Annotated in this window: 17 protein-coding genes and 1 pseudogene; 4 read left to right on the forward strand and 14 right to left on the reverse strand. The window is 70.0% G+C overall.

The genetic code is table 11. From position 1 onward, the window contains the following. Window positions 1–20: 20 nt before the first annotated feature. Both ACFOY2_RS33300 and ACFOY2_RS33305 read right to left on the reverse strand, forming a co-directional pair. Window positions 21–644: a DUF305 domain-containing protein gene (locus ACFOY2_RS33300; protein WP_379532073.1), complete on the reverse strand. Its 624-nt coding sequence runs from the start codon at window positions 642–644 to the stop codon at window positions 21–23. Between the two features lie 300 nt (window positions 645–944). Beyond that, a complete protein-coding gene (locus ACFOY2_RS33305) occupies window positions 945–1889 on the reverse strand; it encodes an acyltransferase domain-containing protein (protein WP_379532074.1) in 945 nt (314 codons plus the stop codon). A gap of 102 nt (window positions 1890–1991) precedes the next feature. On the opposite strand from ACFOY2_RS33305, the gene ACFOY2_RS33310 reads away from it, so the two are divergent. Further along, on the forward strand, window positions 1992–2519 hold the full coding sequence (locus tag ACFOY2_RS33310; RefSeq protein ID WP_379532075.1) for a GNAT family N-acetyltransferase: 528 nt from the start codon (window positions 1992–1994) through the stop codon (window positions 2517–2519). Window positions 2520–2590: 71 nt separating this feature from the next. Here the strand turns inward: ACFOY2_RS33310 and ACFOY2_RS33315 are convergent, their stop codons facing one another. Both ACFOY2_RS33315 and ACFOY2_RS33320 read right to left on the reverse strand, forming a co-directional pair. Further along, entirely contained in the window at window positions 2591–2971 is a 381-nt protein-coding gene (locus ACFOY2_RS33315) for a transposase (protein ID WP_379532076.1), read from the reverse strand. Continuing rightward, the gene (locus ACFOY2_RS33320; protein WP_379532077.1) at window positions 2968–3906 is read right to left on the reverse strand and encodes an RNA polymerase sigma-70 factor; all 939 of its coding nucleotides are present in this window, start codon (window positions 3904–3906) and stop codon (window positions 2968–2970) included. The genes ACFOY2_RS33315 and ACFOY2_RS33320 overlap by 4 nt, the downstream gene beginning before the upstream one ends. Window positions 3907–4138: 232 nt before the next feature. Between ACFOY2_RS33320 and ACFOY2_RS33325 the strand changes: the two genes are divergently transcribed. Together ACFOY2_RS33325 and ACFOY2_RS33330 are read left to right on the forward strand one after the other, a co-directional pair. After that, entirely contained in the window at window positions 4139–4990 is an 852-nt protein-coding gene (locus tag ACFOY2_RS33325) for an SDR family NAD(P)-dependent oxidoreductase (RefSeq protein ID WP_379532078.1), read from the forward strand. 51 nt (window positions 4991–5041) lie between these two features. Continuing rightward, a complete protein-coding gene (locus ACFOY2_RS33330) occupies window positions 5042–6202 on the forward strand; it encodes an NAD(P)/FAD-dependent oxidoreductase (protein ID WP_379532079.1) in 1161 nt (386 codons plus the stop codon). Window positions 6203–6403: 201 nt separating this feature from the next. Here ACFOY2_RS33330 and ACFOY2_RS33335 read toward each other — a convergent pair whose 3' ends face one another. From ACFOY2_RS33335 to ACFOY2_RS33365, 7 genes are all read right to left on the reverse strand, one after another. After that, complete coding sequence (locus ACFOY2_RS33335) at window positions 6404–6742, reverse strand: DUF3703 domain-containing protein (RefSeq protein WP_379532080.1); 339 nt, start codon at window positions 6740–6742, stop codon at window positions 6404–6406. 28 nt (window positions 6743–6770) lie between these two features. Then, a complete protein-coding gene (locus tag ACFOY2_RS33340; RefSeq protein ID WP_379532081.1) occupies window positions 6771–7139 on the reverse strand; it encodes an ArsR/SmtB family transcription factor in 369 nt (122 codons plus the stop codon). 50 nt (window positions 7140–7189) lie between these two features. Further along, entirely contained in the window at window positions 7190–7669 is a 480-nt protein-coding gene (locus ACFOY2_RS33345; protein WP_379532082.1) for an AAA family ATPase, read from the reverse strand. 57 nt (window positions 7670–7726) lie between these two features. Then, window positions 7727–9349, reverse strand: a complete 1623-nt coding sequence (locus ACFOY2_RS33350) for a thiamine pyrophosphate-binding protein (protein ID WP_379532083.1) — start codon at window positions 9347–9349, stop codon at window positions 7727–7729. Window positions 9350–9386: 37 nt separating this feature from the next. Further along, window positions 9387–10484 carry an FAD-dependent oxidoreductase gene (locus ACFOY2_RS33355; RefSeq protein WP_379532084.1) on the reverse strand — a complete coding sequence of 366 codons (1098 nt, stop codon included), beginning with the start codon at window positions 10482–10484 and terminating at the stop codon, window positions 9387–9389. 154 nt (window positions 10485–10638) lie between these two features. Then, window positions 10639–11400, reverse strand: a complete 762-nt coding sequence (locus ACFOY2_RS33360; RefSeq protein WP_449290152.1) for a sulfite exporter TauE/SafE family protein — start codon at window positions 11398–11400, stop codon at window positions 10639–10641. A 208-nt stretch (window positions 11401–11608) separates the two neighbouring features. Continuing rightward, a complete protein-coding gene (locus tag ACFOY2_RS33365; protein WP_379532085.1) occupies window positions 11609–12421 on the reverse strand; it encodes an APH(3'') family aminoglycoside O-phosphotransferase in 813 nt (270 codons plus the stop codon). Window positions 12422–12592: 171 nt separating this feature from the next. Between ACFOY2_RS33365 and ACFOY2_RS33370 the strand changes: the two are divergent. After that, window positions 12593–13753, forward strand: a pseudogene (locus ACFOY2_RS33370) (amidohydrolase family protein); the annotation flags it as partial. A 38-nt stretch (window positions 13754–13791) separates the two neighbouring features. On the opposite strand, the gene ACFOY2_RS33375 reads toward ACFOY2_RS33370, so the two are convergent. The 3 genes from ACFOY2_RS33375 to ACFOY2_RS33385 all read right to left on the reverse strand — a co-directional run bounded on the left by ACFOY2_RS33375 (window position 13792) and on the right by ACFOY2_RS33385 (window position 16026). Next, a complete protein-coding gene (locus ACFOY2_RS33375; RefSeq protein ID WP_379532086.1) occupies window positions 13792–14715 on the reverse strand; it encodes a LysR family transcriptional regulator in 924 nt (307 codons plus the stop codon). Between the two features lie 69 nt (window positions 14716–14784). Next, the gene (locus ACFOY2_RS33380; protein WP_379532096.1) at window positions 14785–15345 is read right to left on the reverse strand and encodes a GNAT family N-acetyltransferase; all 561 of its coding nucleotides are present in this window, start codon (window positions 15343–15345) and stop codon (window positions 14785–14787) included. Window positions 15346–15408: 63 nt separating this feature from the next. Next, window positions 15409–16026, reverse strand: coding sequence for a hypothetical protein (locus ACFOY2_RS33385; protein WP_379532087.1), 618 nt, complete (start codon window positions 16024–16026; stop codon window positions 15409–15411). Window positions 16027–16313: the final 287 nt, after the last annotated feature.

Raw genomic sequence — 16313 nt, forward strand, 5'->3', positions numbered from 1 at the left:
CCGCCGCGCAGGCGTTTGCGTCAGGGAAGCTTGTACAGCAGTTTCTCCATCTGCTCCATCTCGGCCTCCTGCGTCTTCTCCATCTTCTCGGCCAGCTCCTTGGCCTGCGGATTCTTCCCGTGATCCAACTCAGCCCGAGCCATGGTCATCGCCTCCTTGTGGTGGGCGATCATCAAGGTGAGGAACTCCTTGTCGAAGGCCGGGCCCTTGGCGGCCAGCAGCTTCTTCACATCGCCGTCGGACGAGCCGCCCGCCGAGGCATGCGCCGCATCGGCCGCCGGCAGCGGCTCCCCCCAGGCCGACAACCAGCCCCTCATCGTCTGAACCTCCGCCTGCCGCGTGGCACTCATCTTCGCCGCCAGCTTCTTGACCTCCTTGCTCGACGCCCGCGTCCGGGCCGCATCGGCCATCTCGATGGCCTCCTGGTGGTGCGTGGTCATCATCTGCGCGAACATCACGTCGGCCTCGTTGAAGTCTGCCTCCGGCCGGGCCGTCGCCGTCGTCACCGTCGCTGTCGGCGCGGACCCGGACATCATGGTCGTGTCCTGTCCTGCCGTATCGCCGCAGGCGGTGAGCACAAGCACACCCGCCGCCAAGGTCGTGGCCAGTGCGATGCCGCGCACTGCCGTTCGTTTTCTGGTCATGGCCGCTGAACCCCCCGATTCCAGCACGTCAGCCTGCCCCCTCAATCCGGGCTGACCTGCCCATATGTTCCCTGCGGCGACCCATCGCTACCGTGTGCGGGCACGCCCGGTCCTCAACGCGCCAAAGATGAGCCGCTCGTAGGCCGCCGCGCACCCTCGACCACCGCACCAGGCAGGACGCTCTCCGTCCCGAATGGGCGGCCGGCCTGCGGACCGAGCGCGCCACGGGCCTGTCCCAGCACGACTGGCAGCGCGCCCCTCTCATCGATCTGAGGCAGACCTGCGGATGCATCGGTCCGGCTAGATAGCAAAGCAGCCGCGGCGGATGCGCCAGTGGCGGCCGGCCCTCAGGTGGTCGACGATCGCGCGCTGGAGCACGGTGCGGCGCGGCAGCCGGTCGAGCGGCGTGGTCAGGGTGCGGAAGACGAACCGCAGCACCTCGACGTCGGCGTCCAGCCCTTCCGGCTCCTCGTAGGGCTCCAGCTCGAACCTCCGCTGAAACCGGACGATGTTGGAGTCCTCGGGCAGGTACTCCAGGAGTTGCGGGTCGAGCAGCCACGAGCCGCAGGAGAACGCCGTGTAGCGCTCGTCGGGAAAGTGGCGCGGGAAGAACGCGCGGGCCTCATCGAGCGAGGCCGCAACCGCCTGCGGGGTCATCGGCCCCGACTCGGGGATGTGCAGCTCGATGGTGGTGGCGCCGCGTTGGTGCTGCAGCCGGCCCAGCTCGTAGAGGCCGCCGCGCGCGTGCAGCGTCAGCCAGCTCTGCATGACCGGCCAGCCCTCACGGTGCATCCGCCGGTCGATCATGAGGTTGCGGCCCAGATCCGCGAGGGTCACCCACGACACCGCATCGTCGATGCCGTGCTCGCGGTGGTACCCCATGACGACGTCGACCAGGGCCAGGTACGCGTACACGTACAGATGCCGCCAGGCGGGGCCCCGTTCGCGCGGCAGCTCCGGACCCGGCGACAGCCAATCGTGGCCCCCGAGATCGGCGCGGACCAGCGCGATCGAGCGGTCGAGCAGCCAGCGCAGCTCCGCAGTCCACAGGGGAGAGCCGGGGTCGGGCCAGCCCGCCATGATCTCGGCGGCGTCGTCCGGCCGCACCGCGAGCCGGTCAAGGATCGCGGGCGCGTCGGCCTTGGCAGGCAGCGGAGCCGACGGCCGGTCGCCGGCGAGCCGGTGCACGCGCTCGACGTCCTCGACGGGTACCCCGAGCCGGGCGGCGGTGTCGTCCAGATCCACGAGACGATCCTACGATCACCGGCAAAGCCACGAAAGCGATGGCGATCGGTCGGCGTGAGCAGACGGCAGCCCTCGACAGTGTCCATTGGCATCATGATCGGCATGCCAGAGTTCATCGATCCGACCGTACGGGTGCGGGCGTCGTTCCTGACGGCGATGGCGGAGTTCCGCGCCAACCGCGACTACCCGGCCTCCTGGTTCGTCGACGACGTCGACCCGCCGGCCCTGACCGACCCGCAAGCGTTCGCGGCGTACGTCACCCGCGTGCTCGGCGAGCGGACCCAGAGCGGCGTCCAAAGCGGCTACGTGCCGATGACCACGCTGTGGTGGGCCGACGGCGAACGATTCCTGGGCCGCCTGGCCATCCGGCACCAGCTCACCCCCGCTCTGGAGGAGCTCGGCGGGCACATCGGCTACGACGTGCGGCCCAGCGCCCGCCGCCGGGGGCACGCGACGGCCATGCTCGCCGCGGCCCTGCCCATCGCCCGCGCCCTGGGCATCTCCGAGGCCCTGGTGATGTGCGACAGGACCAACGCCGCCTCACGGCGCGTCATCGAGACCAACGGCGGCCGGCTGATCGACGTCACCGCCAAGAAGCGCCGCTACTGGGTACCGACCACGCGACCCTGACACCCAGACCGCCGGCCCCGACCGGGGTCGTGGTGACGCGCCGCATCTGGTCGTCGAGCCATGTCCCAGGCTCAGTTCCTGGCGAGCGCTTCGGTGCGGATCCACTGGAGCAAGGTGGGATTGTCGATGGTGGTGACGACGCTGACGGTGGTGTCGCCGGCGCCTCGAACACGATCAGCTCGAAGCCGGTGGGCGTGGGCGGTCTTGGCGGCGAAGTCCTCCCGGCGTCTGCGGATCTTCCGCGTCAGATGGGCAACCCGTGCGACGGCTTTCTTGCGCCGGGCTGATCCCTTCGTCGTCCTGGCCACGTCCCGCTGGAGCTTCCTGACATGCTCGACTTCCCGGTCCCGGGCGAACACCTGGTGGTGGAAACGTCCGTCCGAACGGGTTGCGACCTTGGCCACGCCCCGGTCGATGCCGACGGCGCTGCCCGGATTGTCGCCGGTGTTCATCGCAGGGTGAGCGAGGTCGCGGATGCGATGCGGGTCAGTTTCTGCGGGTTGCGGACGTAGTAGAGGCCGGTGATGCGGGCGTCCTCGACCCGGACCGCTATGACGCCGTCGATCTCGCCGTCCACGCGGAGGACGAGCGCCGGGCTGCCGTTGATCACGGTGGGCTCGGTGGTGAGCGCGAGCCGGGCCTTGCCGAGGCCGCTGACGATCATGCGGGCCACCTTGGCGGCGCCGGTGACCGGCCGCGGCACGGCCTGCTTGACGCCGCCGCCGTCGCTCACCAGGACGACCTGCGGGGCGAGCACGTCCAGCAGGCCCTGCAGGTCCCTGGTTTCCAACGCGCGCTGGAACGACTCCAGAGCGGCCCGGGCCTGGCCTGGGGAGACCACCTCGCGAGGCCGGCGGGCATCGACGTGCCTGCGGGCCCGGTGCGCGATCTGCCGGACGGCCGCCGGGGTCTTGCCGACGGCGGCCGCGATCTCCTCGTAGCCGACGTCGAAGACCTCGCGCAGCACGAAGACGGCACGCTCCGTCGGTGAGAGCGTCTCCAGGACGAGCATGAGCGCCATCGACACACTCTCGGCGAGCTCGACGTCCTCGGCCACGTCCGGCGCGGTGAGCAGCGGCTCGGGCAGCCAGGGACCGACATACACCTCCTTGCGGCGCTTCATGGTGCGCAGCCGGTCCAGTGAGCGCCGGGCCGTGATCCGCACCAGGTAGGCGCGCTGGTCGCGCACCTGCCCCACGTCGACCTTGACCCACCGCAGCCAGGTTTCCTGCAGGACGTCCTCGGCGTCGGCCGCCGAGCCGAGCATCTCGTAGGCGACGGTGAACAGCAGGTTGCGGTGGGCGAGGAACGCCTCGGTTTCCGGGTCCGTCCCGCCACCAGCCATCGGCTCGGCTGTGCCCGTCGTCGCATCCCCGCGCTCGTTCATAGCTGGCTCCTCGCAATTCCTGCTCTATGCACAAGGCGTCGGCGGCTGCCGTTGTGTGACACCCGTGATCGGTGACACACCTCACATGACCGCCCTGTCACAAAGTCCGGGGCGCCGACGCCGCATGGTCGTCAGGACGCCGCGCGAAACGCCACTCCCCCAGCGATCACCTTGGCCCCGTTGCGTGGTGACCACCGCGCAACCGCCACCGCAGAAAGAACGGAAAGACATCATGAGCAAGGTCTGGTTCGTCACCGGCTCGTCTCGCGGCCTGGGCCGCAACTTCGTCGAGGCCGCCCTGTCACGCGGCGACAAGGTGGCCGCCACCGCCCGGACCACCGCAAGCCTTGACGAGCTCCTCGCCGCCTACGGCGAGGCGATGCTTCCGCTGAAGCTGGACGTGACCGGCAAGGCCGCCGTCTTCGAGAGCGTGAAGCGAGCCGCCGAGCACTTCGGCCGTCTCGACGTCATCGTGAACAACGCCGGCTACGCCCAGGTCGGCGCGATCGAGGAACTGACCGAGCAGGAACTGCGCGACCAGCTGGAGACCAACCTGTTCGGCGCGGTGTGGGTGATCCAGGCCGCGCTGCCCTACCTGCGCGAGCAGCGCTCGGGGCACATCATCCAGCTGTCCTCGGCGGCCGGGCTCATGGCCATGCCGCTCAGCGGCGCCTACAGCGCCTCCAAGTGGGCCCTGGAAGCCCTCAACGAATCCCTCGCCCAAGAGGTCGCCGACCTCGGCATCAAGGTGACCGTCATCGAGCCCGGCGGCTTCGCCACCCGGTCCGGCAACAACCCCGATCCCCTCAACAACGGCCACCTGGCCGAGCCCAATCCGATCTACGACGGCCTCCGCCGGCGCATCGCCGCGTTCGCGGGAAAGCAGCCCGCCGGCGACCCCGCCGCCGCGGCCCAGACCCTCCTCAAGATCGTCGACTCCGGCAACCCGCCCCTGCGGGTGCTCTTCGGCCAGGGCTTCTACCCGATGCTCCAGCAGGTCTACGCCGACCGGCTCAAGACCTGGGCCGACCGGCAGGACCTTTCGGCGCAGGCTCACGGCAACCTCGATCAAGAAAATCCCTGACCCGGGGCCGAACCAACTCGCCGAGAGCAAGCGAACCGACAGGAGCAACACATGAAGCACCGCATCCTCGTCCTCGGCGCCGGCTATGCCGGGGCCTACACGGCCGGGAACCTGGCCCGCCGGCTGTCCCCGAAGGACACCGAGATCACCGTGGTCAACGCCATGCCGGACTTCGTCCAGCGAATGCGGCTGCACCAACTCGCGGCCGGCCAGGACATCGAGGCTCCGAAGCTCGCCGACGTCTTCGCGGACACGGGGATACGGCTGCGCCTGGCCCGTGTCACCGCCGTCGACCCCAAGCGCCAGGTCGTCGCCGTGGCCGACGGCGAACTCGGCTACGACACGCTTGTCTACGCGCTCGGCAGCCACGGGGACGTCGAAGGCGTCCCCGGCGTGGCCGAGCACGCCTTCGACGTCGCCGCCCGGCCCTCGGCGCTGCGCCTGCGCGAGCGCCTGGACAGGTGGGGCGAGGGCGGGAGCGTGGTGGTCGTCGGCGACGGGCTGACCGGCATCGAGACCGCCACCGAGATCGCCGAATCCCGCCCCGGCCTGTCGGTGACGCTCATCGCCCGCGGCGAACTGGGCGCCCGGCTCTCCGCTGGAGCCCGCGGCCACCTGCGCCGGGCCTGCGACCGGCTGGGCGTCACCGTCCTGGAGCACACCAACGTCGAAGCCGTCGAAGCGACGCGGGTGCTGTGCGCCGACGGCACCACCCTGGCGTCCGACGCGACCGTGTGGACGGCCGGGTTCGCGGTCAACCCCATCGCCGCCGCCGGCGGGCTGGAGGTCGCCGGGAACGGTCAGATCATCGTCGAGCGCACCATGCGGTCGGTCTCACACCCGAACGTGTACGCCATCGGCGACAGCGTCCACGCCATCGGCGGCAACGGCCGGCCGCTGCCGATGTCCTGCGCGTCGGCCGGCTACACCGGCCGGCAGGCCATCGAGGCGATCGTGGGACGACTGACCGGGCGCACGATCGCGAACACCAAGCTGGTCTACACCTACAACCACATCAGCCTCGGACGGCGGGACGGGATCCTGCAGACGATCGACGACGAAGGCCGAGCACAACCGAAGTACAAGGGCGGCCGCAAGGGCGCCCACATCAAGGCGGGCATCCTCAAGATGGCGCTGTGGGCCACCTCGCACCCCACCTACGGCATACCCAAGCGCAAGCACCGACTGGCCGCCGAGAAGGTGCTCGCGTAGCCGCCTCATAAGGTGTGGTCCGCGTGGACAACACCGCCACTGATCGCTTCCGGAACCGGGGCCCACCGGCTGCTGGGCTCCGCCACCGACGCAGAAGGCACCATAAAGGACGCGTTCCCGCACTGGCAGGTCGCCGACCGGCAGCGTCACCATCAGGGGCTGAGCAGGGAGGTGGTGCCTGACTCCGGCCGCCGCCGGCTGTCAGGCCGCCCGCAGCACCGCGGCCAGGTCGGCGGGCATCGGCATGGGCTGGGTGAGGCCCACCCCGGCGCGCCCCGTGTTGCCCTCCGGATAGCGGCCCAGCGCGCTGCCGGGAGCGGCCACGATGATCCGGACGACCTGGCCGAACGCCTCACGCCGGTCCCGCTGCGCGACGGCCAGGGCGAACATCGCGACATGGTTGGCCGTGTGCGGCCACGCCCAGGGCTGCGACAGGATGTGCGCCCGCTCCAGATGCCGCCAGCGCGCATCAGGATCCTTCGCGGCACGGGCGGCACGCATCTCGGCACGGTAGGCGGCGCGAACGCGGGCAGGCATCATGACTCCTCCCAAAGGGCCGAACGGACGATCACGGCGCCTGGGTTCCATGAACGGGACACAGCACCACCTCGTGCCCGGTGGCGGCCAGCAGATGCTCGGCCGAGGCCAGCAGGTCCATCAACTCCGGCCGGGTCAGACTGTAGAACGACTGCCGTCCCTCGGCCCGGTAGTCGACCAGGCCGCAGTCGCGCAGGCACGCCAGATGCTTGGAAACCGTGGACTGGGCCAGGCCGAGCTGGTCGGTCAGATCCACCACCCGGGCCTCGCCACGGGCCAGGCGCTGCACGATGCGCAGCCGGGTCTCATCGGCCAGCGAGTGGAACAGCGCCGCCGCCGGTGACACCCCGGCGGCGATGTCCGCACTGACGCACCGGCCACCTTCAGAATCAATCGCCATATAGCGATGATAGCCCACACTCATGATGGGATCGCACGCAGGTTCAACACCTATTTCCGGGCAGAAGCGACCTCCTCAAGCTGCCGAACAACCACCTCAACCGACGCCGACGCGTCGATCACCACAGAGGACGTGGCCCGAAGCAACGGCTCGACCTCGGCCAGATCACGCAAAACAGCCGCACGCTCCTCCGGCCGCTTACCGAAAGGATTGTTGGTCCGCGCCGCGATCCGCGCCAGCATGATCTCGGCGGGCGCGCTGAGCAGCACGACATGGTCGAAGCGCGCATAGAACCGACCCTGGTTGGACTTGCACCCGGCCACGAACAGATGACCCTCCCGGTGACCGGCGAGCAGTTCGTCCATGGCCTCCTCGCGCCACACCCAGTCCGCCTCGCCGTCCGTCGAGGTCACCCAATGGCTCCACTCGTCGGCGTCGGTGTCGACGGTCCGATGCCCGCGCGCGCCCAGAACCTCTACAGCGGTGGATTTGCCGGTGCCCGACATCCCGGTGATCAAGATTTTCGACATGGCGGGGAGACTACGCTACAGGCCCCACGCCTTTACATTGTAGATTTATAAGCCAGATCAGCCCAGTTCGGCCGGCAGATCGTGGGGGTTGACCTTCGCCACGATCAGCGCCGCCGCGGAGCTCGACTTCGCCGCGGCGAGCGCCTGGTCCAGAGCCGCCGCCGTGGTGACCGACGTCGCGTTCGAGACCCCGAGCGCGCCCGCGAACATGACGAAGTCCCAGCCGTTGAGCACCACGTACGGCTTCGGTTGCGCACTCGGGTTGGAGAAGTACGCCGCGTCGATGAGGAACTGCTCGAAGGCGTAGATGCCGTTGTCGATCACGATGACGACCGGGTCGCGCCCGTAACGCACCATCGTCGACAACGCCTGAGCGGTCATGTGGAAACCGCCGTCACCGCAGATGACCAACGGCCGCCGGCTCGTCCCGAACGACGCCCCGACCGCGGCGGCCACCGAATGCCCGATCGAGGCCCACACCGACGCGCACATGAACCCGTCGCGGCCCTTCACCGGCAGGTTCGCGGCCGACGGGATGCCGAGGAAGGTGTCGGGGACCACCAGCCACGACTCGTCCAGCGCGACGCCGACGCGTTCGAACACCTGCCGGTAGGTCAGCGGTCCCGCGGCCGGCGCGGGAGCCGGCGGATCCACGGCGGCGGGCGCCGGTTTCGGCGGCGCCTTCACCGCCTCGGCGGCCAGCGCGGTCACGAGGGCGCCGATCTCCGCGTCCTGCTTGGCGCCGCCCCTGATCCGGACCTTGCCGTCGTAGGCGGTGACGATGCGGTTGACGCCGCCGCTCACCAGGCTCGCGTAGCTGCTCGGGAAGACCACGCCCAGCATCACGAGCAGGTCCGCCCGCATGACGGCGTTGGTGGTGGCGGGCGAGGAGTTCGGCGGGGCGAACACCCCGGACCAGCCGTTCCCCCCTTCGGGCAGCACCGACTTCGCCTGCAGCGCGACCGACCAGCGCACGCCGAGCCCGGTGATGAGCTGGGCGAGCTTGTCGGCGAGCCCGTAACGCTGGATTTCGGTGCCGATGAGGACGAGCGGCCTGGAGGCGGCCCTGATCAGCCCGGCGATCGTGGCCGCGAGCTGCTGCTCGGTGCCGGCCGGCGGGATGGCCAGCGGCAGCGGGCCGGACGGCGCCGGGCAGGGCGCCGTCCAGATGTCCCTGTTGATCTCGACGTACACCGGCCGCTTGCGCGTGACGGCGGTCGTGATCGCGGTGTCGACCACGCCCGGCACGGCGGCGGCCGTGTCCGCGCGGGCGGCGTTCGCGGTGACGAGCCGGTAGGCGGTCAGATCCGTGTCGGGCTGCCCCGTCGAGTGCGAGAACAGGACGTCGTTGTCCTTCAGGTTCGCGAGGTTGACCGCGCTCGGGCCGCCGTTGATGACGACGACCGGGCTGCGTTCGACGAAGGCGCCCCCGATCGCGTTGATCATGCTGAGCATGCCGACGCCGTTGGCGACCGCCACCGCGCCGAGCCCCTTCGCCCGCGCGTACCCGTCCGCCGCGTATCCCGCTTCCAGGTCGCTCGCGGTGACGACCGCTGTGACACCGTGCGCGCCGACCGCGTCGAACAGGTCCGCGCAGAACGCCGCCGGCACGCCGAACAGCGTGTCGACCTGCAACTGGGTCAGCCGCTCGAGTATGTAGTCGGCGACGGTGAAGGCCACGGCCACTCCCCCATTGCATGCTCGCCGGACGCGGGACCTACCGAATGGACAGTCGCGGATCGACCAGCCGCTCGTTGCCCGGATGGTCGATGTGCCATTTCGGCAGCTTCACGGGCGCCGCGGGCACCACCACGCCGAACGCCGCGGCGATGTCGTGCACGAGCTGCTTGCACTTGGCCTTGGAGGGGGTCTCGTTGTTCACGTTCTTCTCAACGGTGCCGCCGATGACGACGTGATCGGTGCGCGGGAAGATCTGGCCGTTCCTGCCGTACAGGTACTGCAGGTTCAGCTGCGGATTCAGCATCGCGAGCTGCCCCTTGACCGGGATCACGTCGGAGTCGTTCCACAGGTCCATCGCGCCGAGCCCGGTGCAATTGATGATGATCTTCTGCGTCAGCGAGCCGAGCACGTCCGCCTTGCTGGTGAAGCGCCGGTTGACGAACGGGACCTGCTTCGTGTCCAGATCGGCCTTCAGCCGCCTGATGAACGTCGGCGGTTCGACGAGCAGGGTTTGGTACTCGAACCCGGGCATGTTGTGTCCCTGGAACGGCATGGGGTTCACATCCTGGCGAGGCGGCAGCAACCCGGGCACGAGTTCCAGCACCAGTTCGAGGCCGGGCGTCTCCTTGATGCTGAAGTTGGGCCGCTCGAAGACGCCCCAGCCCTTGCCGATGCCGTCCTTGAAGGTGTTGTAGGCGGTCTTGATGATGCCCTTGAGCTCATCCTCCTTGCCGGCGGTCTCGATGATGGAGACAGCCCACTGGCCGCCCGCCCGGAACGAGGTGGTGTCGATCGGGTCGCGGTCGGAGAAGATCGTGACGTTGAGGCCGAGTTCGAGCAGGCGCGTGGCGGCGGTCATCCCCATGACGCCGGCGCCGAGCACCGCCACCTCCGTCTCGGGCGACGTGGCGAGGAACGTCTGCACGATCTGCTTCACCTTGTCCGCGCAGCCCCAGCTCAGCGTGATGCCGGCGCCTCCGTGACCGTAGTTGTGGACGACGAACTTGCCGGATTCCTGCTCCGAGTCCAGCCGGTAGGCGCCCATGCGATACGGCCGCACGCCGGCGACGCACGCACCGGGCGCGTCGGCGTCGAAGGTGAAGTCCGGTGTCGGCAGGGTCGTGATCGTGCTCATGCGGTCGTCCGGCATTTCCAACCCCCGATTACGGTACGTATCGCCGCGAGTACGGCCATTCGTCCGCATACCCGGCAATGTACGCCGCGATTTCTCCGGAGTCAGACCTTGACCTCTTCATGCCAGGTGTTTCCGTCCGGTCACCGGCGCGGGCTCAGTTGACCAGCAGGTGCACGATGGCGACGCTGCCGACCGCCACGATGAGCAGGCGCAACACGGTGGGACTGAAACGGCGGCCGACCGAGGCCCCGGCGTAACCGCCGAGTGCCGAGCCGACCGCGATGAGCGCGACGGCCGTCCAGTTGTAGTCCGCGACGAACAGGAAGACTGCGGCGGCGACGGCGTTCACCACGGCGGCGAGCACGTTCTTGAGCGCGTTCAGGCGCTGCAGCGTCTCGTTCAGGAGGATGCCCATCATGGACACGTAGATGATCCCCTGGGCGGCGGCGAAGTAGCCGCCGTAGACGCTGGCGAGCATGAGACCACCGAAGAGCAGGATCCCTCCGTCGCGGCGGGCCGTCCCCTCGTGGTGGCGCTCGCGCAGTCTCTTGCTGAGGCGCGGTTGCAGAATAACCAGGACGAGGGCAAATCCCACCAGAATGGGCACGATTCCGTCGAACGCCGACTCCGGCAGCGTCAGCAGGAGCACGGCGCCCCCGAGGCCGCCGAACGCGCACGCGAGGCTCAGCTTCATGATCAGCCGGCGCATGCCGCGCAGCTCTCGCCGGTAGCCGACAACGCCGCTGATGGAACCCGGGATGAGGCCGAGCGCGTTGGAGACCACGGCGGTGACGGGCGGCAGGCCGACGGCGAGCAGGACCGGGAAGGTGATGAGGGTTCCCGAGCCCACCGCCGTGTTGACCGCGCCCGCGCTGACACCGGCCGCGAAGACGGCCATCATCTCCAGCAACGTCACTGTTCGTCCCCCGTGTCGGCGTTCAGGTCCTGTGCGGCCGACGCTGGGCGGGAAACGTTTTCGACGCTCAGCGAAGGATCGTGACCGCCTCTTGTGGCTGTCCAGCGGGTCGAAGGCGGGGGTGATGATCGCCGTACAGGGGATTCAGGATATCCAGCACCCTTACGCCGGTTTTCGCCGGACCCCTTCTGAGTGACGGCCGACCGGGCTAACCCCACGTGAGGGGGTCGAGGTGGAGGTAGAACCGCTCACGGTCACGGTCGAGGACGATCCCGTACCGCTTGGCGAACGTCTCATCCGCCCGGCTCGCCTGACGCTCGCCGGCCCACGTCTCCCGGGAGTTGGCGAGCAGAAGCGCGAGGTCGGCATAGGGGTCGGCGCGGCCGAGACGGCCCAGATCGATGAAGCCCGCCACGGTCAGGGTCTCGGGGTCGAGGATGATGTTCGGCAGGCACAGGTCCCCGTGGCAGACGACCGTCTGAGCGGCCTCCTGCGCCAGGCGCTGCCCGACCTGCGGAACCAGGCGCGCGAGCAGCTCGTCGGCGGGCGTGCCCTGCTGCTCTTCCGGGAGGAAGTCCGGGTTGACCGCACCCCGCGCGACGACGTCACGCGCCAGGGCGAACATCTGGGCGAGATCACGCGTGAACGGGCACTGCCGCGCGGGCAGATCATGCAGCCGGCGGACGGCGTCCGCGAGCGGCTCCCACGCCGCCTCCAGCTCAGCGGCCGACACCCGATCGGCGGGGACGCCTTCGACCGCGCTGGTCACCAGGCAGGCGCCGGCGTCGCCCGCCCGCCAGTCGAGCACCCTCGGGCCGGGGACGCCCTGCGTGCTGAGCCACTCCGCCCGATCCCGCTCCGCCTCCAACGCGGCCACATGGCCGGCGGGGACGCACTTGGCGTATCGGGAGCCGTCGCCGGAGCGGAAGACAGCGGCCCCGGACTCGCCGGTCGTGACGGGCTCCCACTCCCCGTCGTCGTGGGGCGGCAGCGTCCTGAAGGCGGCGGTCGGGTCGATCATGTCCACCAGCCTAGCCAGCGGCCCTTTCCCCCGGCGAAGGCCGCTGACCCGGACAGTTCGGCTCAGGGCGTCGAGAGCTGCCCGGTCCTGATGCCGGCGATGAGTTCGGCTCATCGATGGGGTGAGCGGTCCGCCGTTGTTCCCGCGCGGGCGAGCACGAACGATGAGAGCATGAGACATTCAGATCCCCCTTCCCGCCCCGGCCGCCTTTGGCTGACGAACGCCCGACTGTTCGACGGAACCGGCGGCCCGCTCCGGCCCGGCTCGGGCATCCTCATCGAGGACGGAGTGATCGAGTTCGTCGGGCGGGCCGGGGACGGCGTGCCCGAGGGCGCGGACGTCGTCGACGCGGCGGGCCGCACCGTCCTGCCGGGGTTGATCGACGCCCACGCGCACGTGTACACCACGCCGCCCGCGCGCGAGGAGGGGGCCGAGCCGCTGTGGCCGGACACGACCGCGCACTTCCTGGCCGGGCAGTTGCGGGAGACGTTGCGGATGGGGTTCACGACGCTGCGGGACGTCGGCTCCTACGGCGATGCGGTGTTCTCGGCGCGGCAGGCGATGCGATACGGCGCCTTTCGCGGGCCCCGGCTGCTGACCTGCGGCCGGATCGTGTCGGCCACCGCACCCGGCGGCCGCTACTTCGACGGGATGTACCGGGAGGCGGACGGCCCCGACGAGGTGCGCAAGGCCGTGCGCGAGCAGATTCGGCGCGGCGCCGACTTCATCAAGGTCATGTCCACCGGGGCACGCACTGTCGAGCTGGAGGACCCGCATCCCGCGCAGCTCACCGCCGAGGAGATGGCCGCGCTGGTCGAGGAGGCGCACCGGCTCGGCTACCCGGTCGCGGCGCACGCCGAAGGGCTGGCCGGCACGGAGCTGGCCCTCCGGCACGGCGTGCGCACCGTGGAGCACGGCATGTACCTCAACCAGCGCCCCGACCTGCTGGACATGATGGCCGCGGCCGGGCAGATCCTGGTGCCGACGCTGTCGTGCTACTACGGCGTGGCGGGCATCGGCGCCGAGGACTCCGGGTGGACGCCCGCCCTGGTGGATCTCAACAGGCACAACCTGGACGAGGCGGAAAAGACGCTGGCGGCGGCCCGCTCGGCCGGGGTGCCGATCGCGCTCGGCCACGACTGGACGCCGTTCTCCGAGGCCGCCGTCGAAGTCGTGCGCATGGTCAGGCACGGGATGAGCCCCGCCGAGACGCTGGTCGCGGCGACGGCGACCGCGGCCCGCGCCCTCGGGCTGGACGAACGGCTGGGCACCGTCGAGCCGGGCAAGCTCGCCGACCTGGTCGTGGTGGACGGCGACCCGCTGGCCGACCCGGAGCTGTTGCGGGACCGGACCCGGATCTGGCTCGTTCTTCAGCTCGGCGAACCGGTGGCCGGCCAGGCGCTGGAAACCCCGCTGAGCCGCCTGGCGAACGCGGCGAACGCGCGTACGGCCGCCGTCTCCCGCTCGGCCGCCCAGACCAGCGCGCTCTCCAGCGGCGGCAGTCCGCGCAGCGGGATCACCGACACCCCCGGATGAGCGTAGTAGTCGGCGAGCGAGACGACCGTCGGGTGGACGATCTCGCCGCGGGCCACCAGCGACAACATCTCGATCATCCGGCCCTCCCGGTAGCGGCGGACGATGCGGCGGCCGGTGGGCGTCGAGGGCGGATAGAGCGCCTCCAGCGTCTCGGCCGGCACCATGCCCTCGGCGTCGATCACGTGATGGTCGGCGAGGTCCTCCACGGTGGCGTGGCCGCGTTCGGCCAGCGGGTGGCCCTTCGGCACCACCAGCGCGCGCTCATCGCGTATCAGGACGGGGCCGACGACCAGGTCCGGCTGGCGCATCGGCAGCCAGTGGGCGACGACGTCCAGCTCGGCGCGGCGCAACCGGCCCAGCGCCTCGCCGGGGAACGCCTCGTACACGTCGACCTCGCAGCCCGGATGGGCTGTCGTGAACGCCCGTACGATCTCCGAGAACGCCGGGCCGCCTGCGGCGAAGTTGAGCAGGCTGACCCGCAGCACGCCGGTGATCCCCGAGGCGATCTCCCTGGCCTCGGCCAGGGCCAGGTGGATCTGCTCGAAGCCGGGACGCAGCCCGTCGCGCAGCCGCTCGCCCAGCGGCGTCAGCCGCACGCTGCGGGAGGTGCGCTCGAACAGCCGGCCGCCGACGCGCGTCTCCATGGCGCGGATGGTCTGGCTGACGCGCGACTGGGACAGGTACATCCGCTCCGCGGCGCGGCCGAAGTGCAGCTCCTCGGCCAGCGTCAGAAAGATCTCGATCTCCCGGAGCCCCACCTGTCCTCCCTTCCGCGACCAGATTAGGGAGTACCAGGCATTTCCTCCTAACCCACCTCAAATCCCCCGTTACGGCGCCTGCCGGGCCGCCCGCCACTCCGGCGCCAGCACCGACCAGACCTCCAGGTCGTGCCGCTTGCCCCGGTAGAGGTAACTCTCGCGCAGCACGCCGTCCCTCGACATCCCGAGCCGCCGGGCCACGGCGATGCTGGCCGTGTTCTCCGTCTTGGCGACCCACTCCACGCGATGGATGCCGCGCTCCTCGAAGGCCCAATCGATGATCACGCGCGCGGCCCTGCTCACCAGGCCCTTGCCCACCGCCGACGACTCCAGCCAGCAACCCACCTCGGCGACGCCGTGACTGAGATCCATCGTCCGGAAGAGCACGCTGCCGACCAGTTCGCCGTCCGACCAGATACCGTAGATCCTGCCGGTGTCGGACGCGGTCTTGTCCGCGTACGACTGCAGGAACGCGCGGCTCGACTCCAGGTCCGTGACGAGGTCCGGCACGACTATGTGCCGGCCGATGAACTCCCGCCCCCGATTCATGTGGGTCAGGAGCTCCTCGGCCCGCCACGGTTCGAGCGGGCGCAGCTCCGCGCCGTCGTCACCCAGGGATATCACGTACATCATCGCCCCTTATCGCCGCATACCGAGAGGGGATCTTCTCATGGACGGTGGTCGGTGGAGCCGTCAGGACGGGGCGTCGGGCAGTCGGCTGACCACCTGGCCGGCGGCGTCCAGCACGTTGATGGACGGCCGGTCGTCGCCGTCGATCTCCAGCACGATCCTGGGGCGCCCGCGTGAGTCGCTGAGCACGAGGAAGGCCCCTTCCGGCGTGCTGTAGCCGAGTTGCACCCGGGACGGCATGGGGGGCAGCTGTTCGACCGGGAGCGCCGGATCGGGCATCTGCCGCATGTCCAGCAGCGTCGCTCCGTTCGCGCCCTGCCAGCGGGTGGCCATCGTGATCGCCTGCCCGTTGGCGTAGTCGAGCGAGAAGCTCGCCTCGGTGGACGCGGCGGTGATGCCGCCCTTCTCGTTGCCGTCCTCGTCGTTGAAGATCAGGTACGTGCCGTCGGGCCCCTGGCGCTGGTCGGCGGGGTACGTCTTGCCGCCGATGATCGCCGGCGGCTTGGTCGAGCTCGCCAGGAACCGCTGCCACCCCCGGCGATCCACCACCCGGAACGACTCCCTGGCCTGCTCGCCGGAGGACTCGGCCTGGGCGGGCCCGGCACCCGCCACCATGGCGGCACCGCCCGCGAACAGCGCCGCCGCGGTCCCGATCGCGCCCCGCCGGTCGTATTGCTCCACTGGTTGTTTCCTTTCGTTTCGGAGGAAAGCCAGTTGATCATGAGGTGCGCCGCCGTGTCCCTACGCCCACCACGAGGATCGCGGGTGTGGCTGACCGGAGTTCGAGGGGGACGTGCCGCCGAGCGGGGTTCGGCGCGGAGCAGGGGGCCCGCGCGACCGCGTCCAGGCCGTGATCTTCACATACGAGAACGGCCGAAGGCGGTTGATCGCCTCCGGCCACTTTCCCGCGTCTACTTGAAGGTGCGCAGGCGCAGGCTGTTGCTGACCACGAACACGCTCGAGAACGC

Origin of the sequence: Nonomuraea purpurea, from assembly GCF_042650645.1 — a bacterium.
GTDB classification, from domain to species: Bacteria; Actinomycetota; Actinomycetes; order Streptosporangiales; family Streptosporangiaceae; genus Nonomuraea; species Nonomuraea purpurea.